Annotated in this window: 22 protein-coding genes; 17 read left to right on the forward strand and 5 right to left on the reverse strand. The window is 66.9% G+C overall.

The genetic code is table 11. The features are described from left to right. Positions 1-5 precede the first annotated feature (5 nt). The 5 genes from AC1REK_RS10460 to dprA all read left to right on the forward strand — a co-directional run bounded on the left by AC1REK_RS10460 (position 6) and on the right by dprA (position 4467). A complete protein-coding gene (locus AC1REK_RS10460) occupies positions 6-950 on the forward strand; it encodes an aspartate carbamoyltransferase catalytic subunit (RefSeq protein WP_327523737.1) in 945 nt (314 codons plus the stop codon). Between the two features lie 3 nt (positions 951-953). Further along, positions 954-1229, forward strand: coding sequence for a hypothetical protein (locus AC1REK_RS10465; RefSeq protein ID WP_492268087.1), 276 nt, complete (start codon positions 954-956; stop codon positions 1227-1229). Next, positions 1213-2517, forward strand: a complete 1305-nt coding sequence (gene pyrC / locus AC1REK_RS10470) for a dihydroorotase (RefSeq protein ID WP_492268086.1) — start codon at positions 1213-1215, stop codon at positions 2515-2517. The genes AC1REK_RS10465 and pyrC overlap by 17 nt, the downstream gene beginning before the upstream one ends. Positions 2518-2628: 111 nt before the next feature. Continuing rightward, positions 2629-3252 carry a glycerol-3-phosphate 1-O-acyltransferase PlsY gene (plsY, locus tag AC1REK_RS10475; protein ID WP_327523740.1) on the forward strand — a complete coding sequence of 208 codons (624 nt, stop codon included), beginning with the start codon at positions 2629-2631 and terminating at the stop codon, positions 3250-3252. Between the two features lie 6 nt (positions 3253-3258). Then, positions 3259-4467: a DNA-processing protein DprA gene (dprA, locus tag AC1REK_RS10480; protein ID WP_492268085.1), complete on the forward strand. Its 1209-nt coding sequence runs from the start codon at positions 3259-3261 to the stop codon at positions 4465-4467. Between the two features lies 1 nt (position 4468). Here the strand turns inward: dprA and AC1REK_RS10485 are convergent, their stop codons facing one another. Then, entirely contained in the window at positions 4469-4882 is a 414-nt protein-coding gene (locus tag AC1REK_RS10485) for a hypothetical protein (RefSeq protein WP_492268084.1), read from the reverse strand. Positions 4883-5003: 121 nt separating this feature from the next. On the opposite strand from AC1REK_RS10485, the gene AC1REK_RS10490 reads away from it, so the two are divergent. Both AC1REK_RS10490 and AC1REK_RS10495 read left to right on the forward strand, forming a co-directional pair. Further along, entirely contained in the window at positions 5004-5438 is a 435-nt protein-coding gene (locus tag AC1REK_RS10490; protein ID WP_492268083.1) for a hypothetical protein, read from the forward strand. A gap of 398 nt (positions 5439-5836) precedes the next feature. Further along, on the forward strand, positions 5837-6256 hold the full coding sequence (locus AC1REK_RS10495) for a hypothetical protein (protein WP_327523743.1): 420 nt from the start codon (positions 5837-5839) through the stop codon (positions 6254-6256). A 203-nt stretch (positions 6257-6459) separates the two neighbouring features. Here the strand turns inward: AC1REK_RS10495 and ruvX are convergent, their stop codons facing one another. From ruvX to AC1REK_RS10510, 3 genes are all read right to left on the reverse strand, one after another. Beyond that, positions 6460-6942, reverse strand: coding sequence for a Holliday junction resolvase RuvX (gene ruvX / locus AC1REK_RS10500; protein ID WP_492268082.1), 483 nt, complete (start codon positions 6940-6942; stop codon positions 6460-6462). 53 nt (positions 6943-6995) lie between these two features. Next, on the reverse strand, positions 6996-8000 hold the full coding sequence (locus tag AC1REK_RS10505; protein WP_316021068.1) for a tripartite tricarboxylate transporter substrate-binding protein: 1005 nt from the start codon (positions 7998-8000) through the stop codon (positions 6996-6998). Positions 8001-8075: 75 nt separating this feature from the next. After that, the gene (locus tag AC1REK_RS10510; RefSeq protein ID WP_492268081.1) at positions 8076-8792 is read right to left on the reverse strand and encodes a GntR family transcriptional regulator; all 717 of its coding nucleotides are present in this window, start codon (positions 8790-8792) and stop codon (positions 8076-8078) included. A gap of 138 nt (positions 8793-8930) precedes the next feature. Here AC1REK_RS10510 and AC1REK_RS10515 point away from each other — a divergent pair, with 138 nt between their 5' ends. From AC1REK_RS10515 to AC1REK_RS10545, 7 genes are all read left to right on the forward strand, one after another. Continuing rightward, complete coding sequence (locus AC1REK_RS10515; RefSeq protein ID WP_316021070.1) at positions 8931-9218, forward strand: UxaA family hydrolase; 288 nt, start codon at positions 8931-8933, stop codon at positions 9216-9218. 71 nt (positions 9219-9289) lie between these two features. After that, the gene (locus AC1REK_RS10520) at positions 9290-10573 is read left to right on the forward strand and encodes a UxaA family hydrolase (protein WP_316021071.1); all 1284 of its coding nucleotides are present in this window, start codon (positions 9290-9292) and stop codon (positions 10571-10573) included. Continuing rightward, complete coding sequence (locus AC1REK_RS10525; RefSeq protein ID WP_492268080.1) at positions 10570-11175, forward strand: GNAT family N-acetyltransferase; 606 nt, start codon at positions 10570-10572, stop codon at positions 11173-11175. The genes AC1REK_RS10520 and AC1REK_RS10525 overlap by 4 nt, the downstream gene beginning before the upstream one ends. A 1-nt stretch (position 11176) precedes the next feature. Continuing rightward, on the forward strand, positions 11177-12229 hold the full coding sequence (locus tag AC1REK_RS10530; protein WP_492268079.1) for a YeiH family protein: 1053 nt from the start codon (positions 11177-11179) through the stop codon (positions 12227-12229). A gap of 24 nt (positions 12230-12253) precedes the next feature. Continuing rightward, positions 12254-13186 carry a hydroxyacid dehydrogenase gene (locus AC1REK_RS10535; protein ID WP_492268078.1) on the forward strand — a complete coding sequence of 311 codons (933 nt, stop codon included), beginning with the start codon at positions 12254-12256 and terminating at the stop codon, positions 13184-13186. After that, positions 13183-14148 (forward strand): Ldh family oxidoreductase, encoded by a 966-nt coding sequence (locus tag AC1REK_RS10540; RefSeq protein ID WP_492268077.1) that lies wholly within the window; start codon positions 13183-13185, stop codon positions 14146-14148. Before AC1REK_RS10535 ends, AC1REK_RS10540 begins: the two co-directional genes overlap by 4 nt. A gap of 157 nt (positions 14149-14305) precedes the next feature. Beyond that, a complete protein-coding gene (locus AC1REK_RS10545) occupies positions 14306-14728 on the forward strand; it encodes a hypothetical protein (RefSeq protein WP_492268076.1) in 423 nt (140 codons plus the stop codon). A gap of 41 nt (positions 14729-14769) precedes the next feature. On the opposite strand, the gene ade is transcribed toward AC1REK_RS10545, so the two are convergent. After that, positions 14770-16470, reverse strand: a complete 1701-nt coding sequence (gene ade, locus AC1REK_RS10550) for an adenine deaminase (RefSeq protein ID WP_492268075.1) — start codon at positions 16468-16470, stop codon at positions 14770-14772. Positions 16471-16659: 189 nt separating this feature from the next. Here ade and AC1REK_RS10555 point away from each other — a divergent pair, with 189 nt between their 5' ends. The 3 genes from AC1REK_RS10555 to gatC all read left to right on the forward strand — a co-directional run bounded on the left by AC1REK_RS10555 (position 16660) and on the right by gatC (position 18144). Then, complete coding sequence (locus AC1REK_RS10555; RefSeq protein WP_492268074.1) at positions 16660-16944, forward strand: GIY-YIG nuclease family protein; 285 nt, start codon at positions 16660-16662, stop codon at positions 16942-16944. 49 nt (positions 16945-16993) lie between these two features. Continuing rightward, the gene (locus AC1REK_RS10560) at positions 16994-17692 is read left to right on the forward strand and encodes a metal-dependent hydrolase (RefSeq protein ID WP_492268073.1); all 699 of its coding nucleotides are present in this window, start codon (positions 16994-16996) and stop codon (positions 17690-17692) included. A 164-nt stretch (positions 17693-17856) separates the two neighbouring features. Further along, on the forward strand, positions 17857-18144 hold the full coding sequence (gene gatC / locus AC1REK_RS10565; protein ID WP_316021079.1) for an Asp-tRNA(Asn)/Glu-tRNA(Gln) amidotransferase subunit GatC: 288 nt from the start codon (positions 17857-17859) through the stop codon (positions 18142-18144). The last annotated feature ends 34 nt before the right edge of the window (positions 18145-18178 follow it).

Here is an 18178-nt window from a genome sequence, read left to right on the forward strand (position 1 = left end):
CTTTAATGACCTCGCAAGCACCCCTCTATCCGCACCGCCATCTCCTCGGAATCGAGGGGCTTTCGCATCTGGATATCGAGGCGCTCCTCGACCGGGCCGACGCCTATGTGGCGCTGTCGCGACAGGTCGAGAAAAAGACCGCGACCCTGCGCGGCCGCACCCAAATAAACCTGTTCTTCGAACCCTCCACCCGCACGCAGGCCTCGTTCGAACTGGCGGGCAAGCGGCTCGGCGCCGACGTCATGAACATGTCGGTCGGCTCCTCCTCGGTGAAGAAGGGCGAGACGTTGATCGACACCGCGGCGACGCTGAATGCGATGCGCCCCGACATCCTGGTGGTGCGCCACCATGCGGCCGGCGCGGTGAACCTGCTCGCCCGCAAGGTCGGCTGCTCGGTGGTCAACGCCGGGGACGGCGCCCATGAGCATCCGACGCAGGCGCTGCTCGACGCTTTGACCATCCGCCGCAACAAGGGGCGGATCATGGGGCTGACCGTTGCGATCTGCGGCGACATCCTGCATTCGCGCGTCGCCCGCTCCAACATCATCCTGCTCAACGCCCTCGGCGCCAAGGTCAGGCTGATCGCGCCCTCGACCTTGCTGCCGGCCGGGGTCGAGCGCATGGGCGTCGAGGTCTTCCGCGACATGCGCAAGGGCCTTGAGGGCGCCGATATCGTGATGATGCTGCGTCTGCAGCTCGAGCGGATGAACGGCGCCTTCGTGCCGTCCCCCAAGGAGTATTTCCGCTATTTCGGTCTCGACCGGGACAAGCTCGAACTGGCGGCGCCCGACGCGCTGGTGATGCATCCCGGCCCGATGAATCGCGGCGTCGAGATCTCCTCGGAGGTCGCGGACGGCGCGCAGTCGCTGATCCGCGAGCAGGTCGAGATGGGCGTCGCGGTGCGCATGGCGGTGCTGGACGCGCTGTCCCAGCACCTGCCCAATGCCTGAGCCGTGGCGTGGTTCATCTCCCGCTTCTTCGGCTGGTCGCTCGGGATTCTGCGGCGTGCGCGCGCCTTCGTCGCGGCAATGTTCGGGTTTGGCGCCGCGATCTTCCTGGCCGCCGATCCGCGCTCGGCTACGAACTGGCTGATCGCCGCCGCCCTGGTTGCCGGAGCCTGTGCCTTCTGGCGGCATGTCGCGCGCATGGAGCAGGTCGCTCACGCGCAGACCGAATTGGTTCGCCGGCAGCGCCGGCCGCAAGGAGACCCCGATGACGCAGGCGCGTGACCTCGCCATTCTCGACGCCACGCTCGTCGATCCGGCGTCCGGCCGCGAGCAGCGCGGTTCCGTGCTCGTGCGCGAGGGCATGATCGCCTCGGTCGCCTGGGGCGAAGCTGCTCCGGCACTGCCGGAAGGGGCCGAGCGGATCGAGGGACGCGGCCTCGTCCTGGCGCCCGGCCTCGTCGACATGCGCGCCTTTCTCGGTGAGCCTGGCGCGGAGTTCCGCGAGACGCTCGGCACCGGCTCGCAGGCCGCTGCAGCCGGCGGCGTCACCACCGTGCTCTGCCGCCCTGACACCGACCCGCCGATCGACGATCCCTCGGTGATTGACTTCATCAAGCGCCGGGCCCGTGACAAGGCGATCGTCAACGTCCTGCCGTCGGCTGCGCTGACCAAGGGGCTCGCCGGCAAGGAGATCACAGAGTTCGGCCTGTTGCTGGAGGCCGGGGCGGTCGCGTTCAGCGATGGCGCGAAGGCGGTGCGCAACCCGCAGGTGATGCGCCGGGCGATGATCTATGGCCGGGACTTCGACGCGCTGCTGATCAACCATGTCGAAGACCCCGAGCTGCGTGGCGACGGGGTGATGAATCTCGGCGAGTTCGCCAGCCGCAAGGGCCTGCCCGGCATTCCGGTCGAGGCCGAGACGGTGATGCTCGAGCGTGACATCCGTCTCGCCCGGGCCACCGGGGCCCGCTACCACGCCGCGATGATCTCCTGCTCCGACTCGCTGGAGCTGATCCGCCGCGCCAAGGCGGACGGTCTCGCCGTCACCTGCGGAGTCTCGATCAACAATCTCTGCCTCAACGAGAACGATGTCGGCGAGTACCGCACCTTCTGCAAGGTCTCGCCGCCGCTGCGTCATGAGGACGAGCGCCTTGCCATGGTCGCGGGCATCGCGGAGGGGCTGATCGACGTGATCGTCTCCGACCACGACCCGCAGGATGTCGAGACCAAGCGCCAGCCCTTCGCCGAGGCGGCCAATGGCGCGCTCGGCATCGAGACTCTGCTTTCCGCGAGCCTTCGGCTGTTCCACGCCGGCCAGATCGATCTGCCGGCGCTTTTCGCCGCGCTGTCGGGCCGGCCGGCCGGGTTGCTCGGCCTCGATTGCGGCCGGCTCGTCGCCGGCGCGCCGGCGGACCTCATCCTGCTCGATCCTGATGCCCCCTTTGTCGTCGACAAGCGCAAACTGAAGTCGCGGGCCAAGAACTCGCCCTTCGACGAGGCGAGGCTGCAGGGCATGGTGCAAGTGACCATGGTCGGCGGCGTTGCGGTCTATCGTGGCGAACACGTCTGAAGGCCCGAAGCACCGCTGCCGCAGCAAGCATCCTGGCGGTCGCCATGCGAAAACCGGTTCCAACTTTCCGGAATCCTGCTCTAATCTCGCCCAAAGGGCAGGGGAGGCTCTATGGCTGACACGTTGACCTGGGCACTGTCGGGCCCGCAGGGCGCGATGGCCCTCGTCCTGGGCTATCTGCTCGGCTCGATCCCCTTCGGAATCATCCTGACCCGGCTCTCTGGCGGACCCGATCTGCGCAGCATCGGCTCCGGCAATATCGGCGCGACCAATGTGCTGCGCACCGGCAACAAGAAGCTCGCAGCGCTGACATTGGTCGGCGACATGCTGAAGGGCACGGCCGCGGTCGTGCTCGCCGGCTATCTGCTGGGCGGCAGGAATGCCGCGCTGGTCGCTGGTCTCGGCGCCTTCGTCGGGCATCTCTTTCCGGTCTGGCTCAGCTTCAAGGGCGGCAAGGGCGTCGCGACCTATCTCGGCATCCTGATCGGACTGAAATGGCCGATCGCGGTGACCTTCGCCGCGATCTGGCTCAGCATCGCCTATCTCAGCCGCTACTCCTCGCTGTCGGCGCTGGTCGCGACGCTGCTGACGCCGCTCCTGTTCTGGTTCTGGGTGCGAGACCCGCAGGCGGCCGCTCTGATGGCGATCCTCACCGTGCTGCTCTGGTTCATGCATCGCGAGAACATTGCGCGCCTGCTCGCGGGCAGCGAAGGCAAGATCGGCCAGAAGGGATAGAATCTCATGCCGGGCCCGGCTCTCGACGATCGGCAGCGCCTGGAATGGCTTCGCCTGATCCGCAGCGAGAGCATCGGTCCGCGCACCTTCCGCGCGCTGCTCAACCGTTTCGGTGGGGCCGCCGCGGCGCTCGACGCCTTGCCTGACCTCGCCCGCCAGGCCGGGAAACGCCTGAAGATCTGCTCGCCGGCAGAGGCCGAGCGCGAATTCGAGACGCTGGGGCGCCGCGGCGCGCGGCTGATTGCGCTGGGCGAAGCGGATTACCCGCTGCCCTTGCAGGCGATCGACTCGGCGCCGCCGCTGCTCACCGTCCAGGGCAATCCGTCCGTCCTGAACCGGCCCTGCGTCGCCATCGTCGGTTCGCGCAATGCGTCGGCGGCCGGGCTGAAGCTTACGGCGCTGCTCGCGCGGCAGCTCGGCGACGCCGGTTTCGTGGTCGTTTCCGGGCTGGCGCGCGGGATCGACACCGCTGCGCATGGGGCGAGCCTCGAAAGCGGCACCGTCGCGGTCCTGGCCGGCGGCCTCGACGAGGTCTACCCGCCGCAGAACCTGCCCCTGCTCGAACGTTTGTGCGAGCGCGGCGCGGCGGTCAGCGAGATGCCGATCGGCTGGGCGCCACGCGGACGCGATTTCCCTCGGCGAAACCGGCTGGTGTCCGGGCTGGCGCTCGGCACGATCGTCGTCGAAGCGGCGCGCAAATCGGGATCGCTGATCACGGCGAGTTTCGCCAATGAGCAGGGCAGGCAGGTTTTCGCCGTGCCGGGCTCGCCGCTCGATCCGAGGGCCGAGGGCGGCAATCACCTGATACGCGAAGGCGCGATCCTGTGTGCGGAAGCCGAGCATGTGATCGAGGTGCTGGGGCCTATGCTCGGGCGCAACGATCTGTTCGCCTCTCCGCCGCTGCTGGCGCGCGAGGAAGGAAGCGAGGCGGCGACCTCGCAGTCGCTTTGGGATGAGCTCGACCTGCCGGGTATCGGCGCGGCCCCCCGCCTGGACGCCGGGGCCTCGCGGACGGAGGCTGCCTTTCGAGCGCCGGATGCCGGAGATCGCAAGGCTCGGCTGCTCGGCCTGATTGGCGTCGCGCCCATCGGCCTGGACGATCTCGTCCGAGCCAGCGGCGATCCGGTCCGCGAGGTCAGCCGGACGATCTTCGAACTGGAGCTGGAGGGCGCCGTACAGCGCCATGCGGGCGGAGCGCTGTCGCGCCGCTTCTGAATCACGCCTGTGTGCGCCTGCCCGCCAGTTGCTGAGCTTCGCAGCTGCGTCGGGTTATCTCGGCCTCCAGCCGGGTCATGTCGATGAAGTAGGCCAGGCTGTCGAGCCGGGCAGCGCGCGCCATGACCGCGAGTTCCTGGCTCATCTCCTCGATATAGAGAGCAACTGAAAGTTGTGTAGCCGCGGGTGGGGTTGGAGTGGCTCGTGATCCATGCCGAATTACACCTGAATCACGCGGCACGCCTTCGCTTATCATATTGTTTTTAGGTTTTATTTTCGCGGTTTGTCGGCGCTTTTGTGAGGGCTGGCTCATCGAGTTTGGCTGCTTCTGACAATCATTCTGGCACAAGACTGTACGCCGATCATGACCTCGCCTTGCCTGAAATGCAATCTTTGCGTGCAGTCTTTCGGCCATGGAACCTTTCGGCAGCGGCGACGTTTATCTCCGTCCGCGATTGCTCCGGGAGGTTCAGGCGCAGCAACGAGCCTGGGCAGGTTTCCCCGACAGGGCGGATACTCTCTGAGAGGAGAAAACCATGTCTGAACTGGGAAAGAGGTGTCTCGTCGTAGCGGCCGCCGCTGCCTGCAGCCTCGTCGCTTTGACCACTGCCCCGGCGATAGCGGGGGAGCGCGGAGAAGCGCAGCTCGACAGAGGTCGTCTCGACACTGTGCCCGCAAACTACATGCAATATCGGCGTAACATGGTCTATGTAGAGCCCGGCTATCGTTCTCCTGCCGTTCGTACCTACACGCCGAGCCCCTATGCCTATCCGCCGGACAATATCCGGGATCCGGCGGGCGGAAGCTATGTCCAACGTTCCCCCGGTTACTTGGGCAGCAATGGCTACTATTATGTTGGTGGCCAGTATGTCGATAACATTCGCGACCCGGCGGGCGGAACCTATCTCCAGAAGCCCTATGTCTATTACCCCAACAATACTTGGGACCCTATGGGTCCAGGGTATCGTTGAGCTTTCGGTTCGGCCGCGTTCTCGCCGAACGGCGACAGCCCTTAGAAGGGCCTGATCGTGGCTGATCGAGATCGTGAAAGCGTCACCGCTTTCCGGCGGTGACGGCCTTTCGGGCAGTACACCACCCTGTTTGGTTCCTGCGAGTTTTGAGAAGGATGACAACTCCCCACCGATTTCGGCGCCCTCCGGCCAGCGCTGCGGTCTGCAGCGTCGGCTCAATGTCACGGCGATGACCGTCGGCGTCATGCCCGTCGGCATCGAGCAAGGTCCGCGTGACGGCCAGCGTCGAAAGGCGATTGTCCCAGAAAATGGTCGGCCGCGATTGGTTCAGCTGCCATTCACCGGCCCACCTCCAGATTCCACGGTACGGGCGGACACCCCGCCTAGAGGAGAGAGCCATGCTTGAATTTGGAAAGAGCCGCCTCGCCCTGACCGCAGCGCTGGCCGGTGGCCTGCTGGCAGCGACGATGGCACCGGCATCGGCCGAGCAGGGTCGCGCTGTTTCGTTCGACAAGAGCCGTCTCGACTCAGCACAGGCCGAGTACTCGCAGTATTATTACCGCCGCGGTTGGCGGGCCAATCGCGGCGCCGCCATTGCAGCAGGCGTCGGTCTCGGCGTCCTCGGCGCGGCGGCCATCGCGGCCAGCCGGCCGGCCTACGCGGAACCGGTCTATGGCTACGGGTACGGGTATGGGCCGCGCTATGTCTATGAGGAACCGGTCTATGTCGCACCGCGCCGCTATTACGCCCCGCGCTACTATGGCTACGGCTATGCTCCGGACAATATTCGCGACCCGGCCGGCGGCAGCTACCGCTGAGCACAAAGCTGGCACGAACTTGGCTTAGGCAGTTCTGCGTCAGCCAATCCGCTTGATCGATCGCCATCGCCTGCCGGCGGTGGCGATTCTTTTGCGGGCGCATGCCGTCATGGGGGAGGATGTGCCCTGCGACCTCGGAGCACGACGATGCCTTCTCGGCTGAAGTCGCCAGTCTGCGACCAGGCTATGCCCTGAGCTGCGGTCTATTCTTCTTCCGGCGCCAGCCGGGCCAACCTATCGAGCGCGCCCTGGAGGATATAGGCGGCGGCCATCTTGTCGACGACCGCCGCACGCTTGGCTCGCGAGGCGTCGGCATCGAGCAGGGTCCGCGTCACGGCGAGCGTTGAAAGGCGTTCGTCCCAGAAGACGATCGGAAGCGATGTCAGCGGTGACAGGTTGCGGATGAAGGCACGTGTCGACTGGGCGCGAGGGCCTTCGGTGCCGTCCATGTTGAGCGGCAGGCCGATCACCAGCCCGGCGACGGCGTGCTTTTCGGCGATCTTCAGCAGGGCTGCGGCATCGAGGCCGAACTTGACGCGATGGATCGTCTCCAGTGGCGTCGCGATCTGGCGCTCGACATCGGAAAGCGCGAGGCCGATCGTCTTGGTGCCGAGATCGAGCCCGAGCAGGCGGGCATGGTTCGGCAGGTCCAGGAGACTTTCGAGGGGCACGAGATTGGCGGACATGGTTCCGCCGGTAGCACGCGCCGCCCGCAGTTGCGAGCGGCGCGTGTCGCCGATCAGTTGACGTTCTGCTGGGTGACCCCGGCCGCCTTGAGCGAGGCCGCCCATTTCGCGACCTCGGCGGAGAAGCGCTTTGCATGCGCTTCGCGGGTCCACTCGGCCTGCGGGAAGGCGCTGGTGCCGACGGCCTTGAAGCGTTCGAGCACGCTCGGCTGCTTCAGCGCAGCGGTCAGGGCAGCGTTGAGCTTGTCGAGCGCCGCTGCGGGCGTGCCCTTCGGCGCATAGAGCCCGTGCCAGATCGTCATGTCGATCTTGGTGCCGGCCTGCTCCGCAGTCGGAACATTGGGCAGGACATCGAGGCGTTCGGCCGAGGTCACCGCATAGGCACGGATCTTGTCGCCCTGCACCTGCGGCACCGCGGTGGTCGACTGGTCGCAGAGCACGTCGACCTGGCCGGCGACGAGGTCGTTCATGGCCGGTCCGGTGCCGCGATAGGCGACCTGGGCGAATTTCACGCCCAGAGCCTGCGAAAGCAGGACGGCGCAAAGATGCGCGTTCGAGCCGACACCGGCATGGGCGACGGTCAGCTTGTCGGCCTGCTGCTTGGCAAAGGGGAAGAAGGCCTTGCCGTCGACCGGGGGCAGGGCGAGCTTGCCGGCAACGACCATCGGCCCGGTGTTGACCAGGCCAACCGGGGCGAACGCGGTCTGCGTATCGTAGCCGAGATTGTTGTAGAGCGCGGGCGCGGCCGCCAAAGCGAGGTGGTGGATCAGCAAGGTGTGGCCGTCGGGCTCGGCCGTGGCGAGGCGCTTGGCGCCTGCCGTGCCGCCGGCGCCGGCGACGTTCTCGACCACGACCTGCTGGCCGAGCGTCCGGCCCATATGCTCGCCGAGCAGCCTCGCGATCACGTCGCTCGGGCCACCGGCCGCGAAGGGCACGATCAGGGTGATCGGCTTGGTGGGAAAATTCTGTGCTGCGGCGGGTGCGCAAAGCGCGAATGCCATCAAGCCGGCGAGGGCGCTACGGCGCGTCGCCAGCAAGCGTCTGAAACCTGCAATCATTCACTTCCTCCGGTTAAGTCTGACCGCTCTGCGGCGGCTTGCTTGGAAAGTGCGGTCTCTGCCGCCCGGCGCCCCTCAGCGCAGGTCGGAGAGGTAGTGGACCTCCTGTGTCAGGCAGAGGCTGAGCCTTCGCTCGACGGGCATGCCGTCGAGCGACAAGGCGAGCCTGTCGATCTGCAAGGCCGGGTCGCCGGCGGCGACGCCGAGTACGGCTGCATCCTCCGCCGTGAGCGCGATCGCCTTCAGGCGCTCGCGCGCATGGGCGATCGTCACGCCGTAATGGCCGGCATAGAGGCTGTAGAGATTGTTCGGGATCGGGCCCGCTTCGAGCCCGGGAAAGAGCCTCTGCGGCAGGCTCAGCGTCTCGATGATCAGCGGCGTCTCGCCGAAGGAGCGCAGGCGCCGGATCCGGATCACGCTGTCGCTCTCGGCAAGGTCGAGCGCCTCGCGCTCGCCGGCATCGGCGAGGCCGGTCGCGGTGCTCAGGACGACGCTGTCGGGAAAGCGCGGCGCGCCCTGGTCGGGCGCGAGCTTGAAGAATTGGAAGAGGATGCGGCGCTCGTCATGCTCGGCGACGAAGGTGCCGCGGCCCTGGCGGCGCACGACCAGGTTCTCGGCCGCGAGTTCGTCGAGCGCCTTGCGCACCGTGCCCTGGCTCACGCCGATCTCGGCCGCGAGCTGGCCTTCGCTCGGCAGCACGGCGCCGGGCGCCCAGACGCCATCGACGAGGCGGCGCACGAAGATCGCCTTCACCTGCCGATAGAGCGGCCGGAAGCCCAGAGCCTCGGGCATGCCGGCTTCGTTCGACGGTGCTGCATTTTCCAGCTTGTGCACACTCATGTGTCTTATATAAGACTTGGCGCCGGGAAGGTCGAGCCCGATTTTCACGAGGCCCGACAAATCGCCCGAGGAACAAGCAAGGAGGCCGGAATGAGCAAGCCGCATCTCTTGGTGCACGAGAAGAAGGACACCGTCGGCGTCGTCGTGGTCGAGGGTCTGAAGGCCGGCACCGACATGCTGGGCGTCATCACCCACGACAATTCCGATTTCCGGCTGACCGCCAAGATGGACATTCCGATCGGCCACAAGGTCGCGCTGAAGGACATCAAGAAGGGCGACACGATCTGGAAGTACGGCCAGGACATCGGCAAGGCCATCGGCGACATCCGCCAGGGCGAGCATCTCCACGTCCACAACGTGAAGACGAAGCGCTGGTGAGCGCTGCCTGTCGCCGTTCCTGAAATTCGGGCTCCCGCAGCCGGTAGAGCCCCCCAGTCGAGGATTTTCTGATGTCGTCCATCGTCGCCAATTTCGATCTCGTGAAGGGCAAGCTCGGCCGCGTCAAAGGCCGCAAGATCGAGGCGCCCGAGTTCAAGGTGCCGCAGATCAAGCGCCCGACCGGCCGCTCGCTCGACTCCTTCTTCGGCTGGCGCCGCGAGAATGGCCGCGTCGGCGTGCGCAACCATGTGCTGCTGCTGCCGCTCGATGACCTCTCCAACGCCGCCTGCGAAGCCGTCGCCAACAACGTCAAGGGCACGCTGGCGATCCCGCATGCCTATGGCCGCCTGCAGTTCGGCGAGGATCTCGAGGTCCATTTCCGCACGCTGATCGGCACCGGCTCGAACCCGAACGTCGCCGCCGTCGTGGTCATCGGCATCGAGGATGGCTGGACCAAGCGCGTCGTCGACGGCATCGCCAAGACCGGCAAGCCGGTCGTCGGCTTCGGCATCGAGGGCCATGGCGACATCTCGACGATCGCCCGCGCCTCCTATGTGGCCAAAGAGTTCGTGCAGTGGGCGACCGAGCTGCAGCGCACGAAGTGCGGCATCGAGGAGCTCTGGGTCTCGACCAAGTGCGGCGAGTCGGACACGACCACCGGCCTGTCCTCCTGCCCGACCGTCGGCAACATGTACGACAAGTGGATTCCGCGCGGCGTCTACGGCGTCTTCGGCGAGACCTCCGAGATCACCGGGGCCGAGCATCTCTGCAAGGCCCGGGCGGCAACGCCTGAGGTCGGCGAGCGCTGGTACAAGATGTGGAAGGCCTATCAGGACGACGTCATCGAGGCCCACAAGACCGACGATCTCTCCGATTCGCAGCCGACCAAGGGCAACATCGCCGGCGGCCTGACGACGATCGAGGAGAAGGCGCTCGGCAACCTCGAGAAGATCGGCCGCGAGTGCAAGTTCATCGACATCCTGCAGCCGGCCGAGGCGCCCGCGAGCGGGCCGGGCCTCTACTATATGGACACCTCCTCGGCGGCGGCCGAGTGCGTGACCCTGATGGCGGCGGGCGGCTATGTCGTGCACACCTTCCCGACCGGGCAGGGCAACGTCATCGGCAACCCGATCGTCCCGGTGATCAAGATCACCGGCAACCCGAAGACGATGCGGACCATGCCCGAGCATATCGACGTCGACGTCTCCGGCATCCTGCGCCGCGACATGACGATCCCGCAGGCGGGCGACGCGCTGATCGAGAATATCGTGCGTACGGCGAATGGCCGCCTCACGGCAGCCGAGGCGCTGGGCCATCGCGAGTTCTCGATGACGAAGCTCTATCGGAGCGCGTGAGCCAGGTGGCGGCGCCAGGGCAGCGCTCGGCGGGGGAGGCGTCGCGGGTCGGCCTGCGCGTGCCTTCGCTCGCGCTGCTCGACGCCTATGCCGATGCGATGCGCGCCGGCTGGTCGCCGAACAATTCGCGCGACGTGACCGGCGAATATCTTGCCCGGATCGAACAGGATCCGGGCGAGTTCATTGCCTGGCTGCTCCGGCCGGGCGAGATGATCCGCCTGGCCGATGGAGCCGAAGTCCAGCGCCTGCCCGACCGGCTGCGCTGGATCGTCGCGCTCGACCAGCCTGGCGAGCCGCTGATCGGCACGATCGGCCTACGCTGGCAAGACGGCACGGCCGAACTGCCGGAGCATGTGCTCGGCCATGTCGGCTACACGCTGCTCCCGGTCCATCGCGGCCGCGGCTATGCGACTGAAGCATTGGCGCTGATACTCGACGAGGCGCGCGATGTCGGGCTATCGCAGGTCGAGATCGTCTGCGACCACGACAATCACCTCTCGCGCCGCGTCATCGAAAAGAATGGCGGGGTGCTCACCGAGACCTTCGTCAATCCGCGCTACGGCGACGAGCCGCATCTGCGCTTCGTAATCGGACTGGAATGATATGGCTGCTCTGACCGAGGAAGCGCGCGGCGGCGTTCTGGCCAAGCTTTTGCCGGGCATCGCGCTCTCGACAGCCGTGGCCATCGTCTCGGTGCTCGCCGAGCCGGTGCTGAAGCAGCTGGCTGGCGGCAAGGTCGGCATCCCCGCCGTCGTCATCGCGCTCCTGATCGGCATGGCGCTGCATCTGGTCGCAAACAACCAGCGCTTCCTTCCGGGCATGACCTTCTGCGTCAAGAAAATGCTGCGCTGGGCGATCGCGCTGCTCGGGCTGCGCATCGCGCTCGGCGACATCATCGCGCTCGGGATCGGTACGGCGGTGCTGGTCGTGGGTTCCATGGCCGTGACGATCGTCGTCGGCTTCGCGCTGGCGCGCCTGCTCGGCCGCGAGACCGGCATGGGCGCCCTCGGCGGCGTCGCGACGGCCGTCTGCGGCGCCTCGGCCGCGCTCGCCACCGCGACCGTCGTGCCCGACTATCGCGGCAAGGCGGCGGATATCGCCTTCACCGTCATCGCCATGAATGCGCTGGCGACGGTCGCGATGCTGGCCTACCCGCTGATCTGTGTCTGGCTGGGCCTCAACGAGCAACAGACCGGCGTCATGCTGGGCGCGACCATCCACGACGTCGCGCAGGTCGTTGGTGCCGGTCAGTCGGTCTCCGACGAGGCGGCCAATGCGGCGGTGATCGTCAAGCTCTTCCGGGTCTTCCTGCTCCTGCCTTCGGTGCTGGTCGTCGGCTGGTGGATGACCCGCCATGGCGGCGAGCACGGCGCGGCCAAGGTGCCGGTGCCGGTCTTCGCGATCGTGTTCCTCATCCTGTGCCTCGTGAACAGCGCCATCGCCACACAGCCCGCCCTTGCCGGCGTCTACGAGCCGATCCGGGCCGCCTTGCTCGAAGCCTCGCGCTGGGGGTTGCTGATCGCCATCGCGGCGCTGGGCCTCGGCACCTCGATCGCGGCGATGGCGCGGCTTGGCTGGCGCCACATCGCGCTCGTCACCGGCACGAGCCTCGTCATCCTCGTGGTCGCGACCGGCGGCCTTATCCTCATGGGCTGAAGACAGCCAACCCTGCGAGACGCCATGACCGACATCGTCATCACCGAATTCATGGACGAGGCGGCGGTCGAGTCGCTCAAGGCACGCTATGCCGTGCATCACGATCCCGAGCTGTTCGGCAAGCCGGAGGAACTCGCCCGGCTGGTCGCCACGGTGCCGGCCCTGATCGTGCGCAACCAGACGCAGGTGCGGGGCGAGCTGCTGGCGGCCGCTGGGAATCTCAAGGTCGTCGGTAGGCTCGGCGTCGGGCTCGACAATATCGACATGGCGGCCTGCGCGGCGCGCGACATCAAGGTCTTCCCGGCGACCGGGGCCAACAGCCTCTCCGTGGTCGAGTACGTGATCGGCACGGCGATGACACTGCTGCGCGGGGCGTACTTCGCCAACGCGGCGATGCTCGCCGGCGAGTTCCCGAAGACCAAGCTGATCGGCCGCGAGATCGCCGGCAAGCGCATGGGGCTGGTCGGTTTCGGCGCGATCGCGCGCGACGTCGCCCGGCATGCTCAGGCTCTCGGCATGACGGTCGCCGCCTACGACCCCTATGTGCCGGCGGGCGCGCCGGTCTGGCAGGGCGTCGAGAAACTCGAACTCGATGGCCTGCTTTCAACGTCGGACGTGATCTCGATCCATCTGCCGCTGACGCCCGAGACGCGCGGCGTGATCGGCGAGGCCGCCTTCGCTAAGATGAAGCCCGATGCGGTGCTGATCAACGCGGCGCGCGGCGGCGTCATGGACGAGGCGGCCCTTGTGGCGGCGCTGAAGGGCGGCAGGCTCGCAGGAGCGGCGCTCGACGTCTTCGAGCAGGAGCCGCTCAAGGCGGACGGCGCCAAGCTCTTTGCCGGCACGCCGAGCCTGATCCTGACCCCGCACATCGCGGGCAACACGGTGGAATCGAACGGGCGGGTCTCCGGGCTCGTCGCCGAGCGGGTCATCGCTGCCCTGGAGGGCCGGGCATGACGCGGCTGTCGCTGATACAGGCGGAAGAGAAGGTCGCGGGGCTGTTCGTCGCCGTCGGCGCGTCGGCCGCCAACGCCGCCTCGGTGGCGCAGGCTCTCGTGGCGGCGGAGGCGGACGGCCTTAAGGGCCACGGCCTGTCTCGGGTGCCGACCTATCTCGCCATGCTGAAGTCCGGCAAGATCGACGGGCAGGCCGTGCCGACGGCACGCCAGCCCAAGCCCAGCGTGCTGGCGATCGACGCCGCCCATGGCTTCGCCTATCCGGCGATCGACCTGGCCATCGTCGAGCTGCCCGAGCTCGCGCGCCGGCAAGGCATCGTCGCGGCGCCGATCCGTCGCTCGAACCATTGCGGTGCAGCCGGGCTGCATGTCGAAAGACTCGCCGAACAGGGGCTGGTCGCCTTGCTGTTCGCCAACACGCCGGGAGCGATCGCGCCCTGGGGCGGGGCGAAGCCGGTTTTCGGCACCAATCCGATCGCCTTTGCCGCGCCGCTCGCCGGTCGCGAGCCGCTGGTCATCGACATGGCGCTGTCCAAGGTCGCCCGCGGGCCGATCGTTGCCGCCAAGCAGAAGGGCGAGAGCATCCCCGAGGGCTGGGCGCTGGACACAGCCGGCAAGCCGACCACGGACCCGGCCGCCGCGCTCGCCGGCACGATGGTGCCGCTCGGCGACGCCAAGGGCGCGACGCTCGCCATGATGGTCGAGATCCTGGCTGCCGCGCTGGTCGGTACGCATTTCGCCTTCCAGGCTTCCTCCTTCCTCGACGACAAGGGCGGCCCGCCCGATACCGGCCAGCTCATCCTCGCCATCGATCCGGCGAGCATGGGCGGGAACTGGTTCGCAGAACGGATGAAGCTCCTGGCGCATGCCATTGAGGAACAGGACGGAACCAGACTCCCCGGCATGCGCCGCTACGGCCTGCGCGCGAAGGCGAAGGCCGACGGGATCGAGGTCGATCTTTGACGCTCATCCGGCCGGCGCTGCGGCGACCGGCCGGTTAATCGCGTGCCGTCGATTTTACGGAACCGCGTCGCGAAACCTGAAGGTCTCTGCGCTAGGAGATCATCCCTGCCGGCATAGGGGGCCGGGGAAACCGTTCAGGGACGAGATGAAGACGACTATGCTTGTTGCCGCGATCGCCGTGGCTCTGGCTGGATGCCAGACCACGCAGCAGGCGGCGGAGAACCTCAGGAGCGATTGGGTCGGACAGAGCGCCGATTCCTTCTTCGTCGCGAACGGCCCGCCGGTGACCGGATTCCCGCGCGACAATGGCGGCCAGATCTACACCTGGCGCGGCGGCGAGGCGACCTCGTATCGCCCCGGCAGCTTCCAGACCCGTAGCGTGCCGACCCAGACGCTGGACGGCCGGCGCACCATGACCACGACAACGAGCTACCAGCCGCCGCGGCAGCTCAACTATGTCTGCGAAGCCCAGATCGCGGCCGATCCGCAGGGAATCATCGAGTCGATCCGCATCAGCCGCGATACCGGCGGCATGGGTCTGTCCTTCTCGCGCTGCGCGGAACTTTTCGCGCGCGACTGAGGCAGCGTCTCGGCACGCAGGTCAGACTTGCCTGCCTGCCGTCAGACGAAGTCGAAGCGATCGACGTCGACGATTCCCTTGTCGGTGATCTTCAGATGCGGGATCACCGGCAGGGTCAGAAAGGCGACCTGAAGGAAAGGCTCGGCTAGGACGACGCCGAGCGCCTTCGCAGCGCTGCGCAGCCCTTCCAGCCCATGGCGAACCTCCTCGAAGGGCCGCTCGCTCATCAAGCCGGCGACGGGAAGCGCGAGTTCGGCCGTGACTTCGCCGGCTTCCGCCACGGCGAAGCCGCCGCCGAGCGCGATCAGCCGGTTCGCCGCCGCCGCCATGGAAGGCTCATCCACGCCGACGACGCAGAGATTATGGCTGTCATGGCCGACCGAGGAGGCGATGGCGCCGTGCCTCATGCCGAAGCCGTGGACGAAGCCGGTGGCGATGCCGCCATTGCGGCCATGGCGCTCGATCACCGTGACCTTGATCGCGTCCTGGGCGAGATCGGGCAGGGCGGCATCGTCCTGCTCCGGCAGGCGCATGGACAGCCGCTCGGTGATGATGCGGCCGGGGACGACGCCGATCACCGGCGTCTCGCCGGAGCGGGCCCGGACCGTGAAGTCGTCAGGCGTCAGGTGCCGGCTCTTGACGCTGGCGAGCCCGACCGGCGCGACTGGCCGGCGATCGGCGAACAGCGCCTCCTCGACCAACCTGCCGCCGGCGAAGACATGGGCAACGCGACAGGCGGCGAGATCGTCGAGCAAGACGATGTCGGCGCGCTTGCCCGGCCCGATGAAGCCGCGGTCGAAAAGGCCGAAATTGCGCGCCGCCGACAGGCTCGCGGTGCGATAGGTCGCGAGCACGTCGGCGCCATGGGCGATCGCCGTGCGGATCATGAAGTCGAGATGGCCTTCCTCGGCGATGTCGAGCGGATTGCGATCATCGGTGCAGAAGGCGAGGAAGGGTGAGGCATCGCGCGTGATCAGCGGGATCAGGGCGTGCAGGTCCTTGGAGACCGAGCCCTCGCGGATGAGTACCGCCATGCCCTTGGCGAGCTTCTCTCTGGCTTCGTCGAGCGTCGTCGTCTCATGGTCGGTGCGGATACCGGCGGCGAGATAGCCGTTCAGGTCCATGCCGCGCACGAGCGGCGCATGGCCATCGATATGGCGTTCGGCAAAGGCCGCGAGCTTGGCGAGGCAGCCGGGGTCGCGATGCAGCACGCCGGGGAAATTCATGAACTCCGCAAGGCCGATCACCCTGGGATGGTTCATGAACGGCGTGAGATCGCCGGCCTCGAGCGCGGCGCCTGCCGTTTCAAGATGCGTCGCCGGCACGCAGCTCGAGAGCTGGACCCGCAGATCCATCCGCATCGCCTGCGCGCAGGCGAGGAAATAGCGGATGCCCTCGGCGCCCAGCACGTTTGCGATCTCGTGCGGATCGCAGATCGCGGTGGTGACGCCGTGCGGCAGGACGCAGCGCTCGAATTCGAGCGGTGTCACCAGCGAGGATTCGACATGCAGATGCGTGTCGATGAAGCCCGGGACGGCGATCAGCCCCTTGGCATCGAAGACCACCTTGCCTTCATAGTGGCCATAGGTGCCGACGATCGTATCGCCGCAGAGCGCGATATCGGTCTCGATGAGGTCGCCGGAGACGAGGTCGAGCAGTTTTGCGCCACGGATGACGAGATCGGCCGGTTCGTCACCACGGCCTTGAGCGATCCGGCGGGCGAGGGTGGCTGCGTCGGTCATGGCTGGGTCCTCGACTTTGAATGACAGCGGTCGTCCCGGGCGACCGAAGGGAGACCCGGGACCCATGCCGGAGCGCCTATCGAGTTGTGGTCAAGACCGCGGGCAGTCAGGCTAGTCTCTCAATCTTCGGGCATGGGTCCCGGGTCTGCGCAGCTGCGCCGCTACGCCCGGGACGACTAGGGTCGGCTGATGTGGCTCTACATTCTTGCGAGTCAGAAGAATGGCACATTGTATGTGGGCGTGACCAATTCTCTGTCGAAGCGCGTCGGGGAACATCGCGACGGTCAAGGCTCCGAGTTCGCCCGGCGATATCGCGTCATGCGGTTGGTTTATGCGGAATCATTTGTCGATCCGAACGAGGCGATCGCCCAGGAAAAGCGCGTCAAGCATTGGTGGCGGTCCTGGAAAATCGCGCTGATCGGGCGTTCCAATCCCGATTGGAACGATCTGTATCCCACCGTCCATCTCGATTGAGTGGGCGGCAGCCGCTATACCCGCCATCCAGACTTTCGTGGAGACCGACATGCAGCTCACCTGGTTCGGCCACTCGGCCTTTCGCGTCGACTTGCCAAGCACCTCGATCCTGATCGACCCGTTCTTCACCGGCAATCCGTCCTTCGAGGGCGATGCGGCAGCGGCGGCCAAGGGCGTCAGCCACATCGTGATCACCCATGGCCATGGCGACCATGTCGGCGACGCGCTCAGCATCGCCGAGGCGAACGATGCCACCGTGATCAGCAATTACGACCTTTGCATGCACCTGGCGTCCAAGGGCCTGAAGAAGTTCGAGCCGATGAACACCGGCGGCACCGTCGATCTCGGCGCCTTCTCGGTCAGCCTCGTCCGCGCGGATCACTCGGCCGGGATGGGCGAGGCCGGTGTCGTCGTACCCGTCGGCAGCCCCAACGGCGCCATCGTCAAGGCGGCCGGTGAGAAGACGCTCTGGCACATGGGCGATACCGACATCTTCTCGGACATGGCGCTGATTTCCGAGATGCACGGCGTCGAGATCTGCATCTGCCCGGTCGGCGACCGCTTCACCATGGGCGGCAAGGCCGCAGCGCTTGCGATGACGCGTTTCGTCAAGCCGAAGCTGGCGATTCCCTGCCATTACGGCACTTTCCCGATCATCGATCAGAACGCTTCGGCCTTCGTCTCGGCGATGGCGGGCAGCGGCATCGAGGTGCTGGTGCCGCAGACGGGCAAGGCGGTGGCGGTCTGAAAGCCACGCCGCATCCTCGTTGAGCGCGGGGAACCCTCTCCTTCCAGCAGAGGGGATCCCCCGCATGGCCCGTCGCCCGGCGTGTTGCGGGCCGGCCTCGCGGGCCGTATAGCCCGTGACCACACTTCATGTTCGCCAGCGCTGCGAAGTTCAGGAGCCCACCCATGTCGGTCGACGCCGCCACCGTCAAACGCGTCGCGCATCTCTCGCGCATCGCCGTCGAGGACGCTGATGTCGCGAAGCTGCAAGGCGAGCTCAACGCCATCCTCGGTTTCGTCGAGCAGCTCAACGAGGTCGATGTCGCGGGTGTCGAGCCGATGACCTCTGTCACGCCGATGGCGATGAAGAAGCGCCAGGACGTCGTCACCGATGGCGAGATCGCCAAGACGATCGTCGCCAACGCCCCGGCCTCCGAGGACGACTATTTCATGGTGCCGAAGGTCATCGAGTAAGGCGCGCGCTCGCCATCGCGGCGAGCCTTGCGAG

The sequence above is a fragment of the Allobosea sp. GW823-FHT02B03 genome (assembly GCF_058797755.1).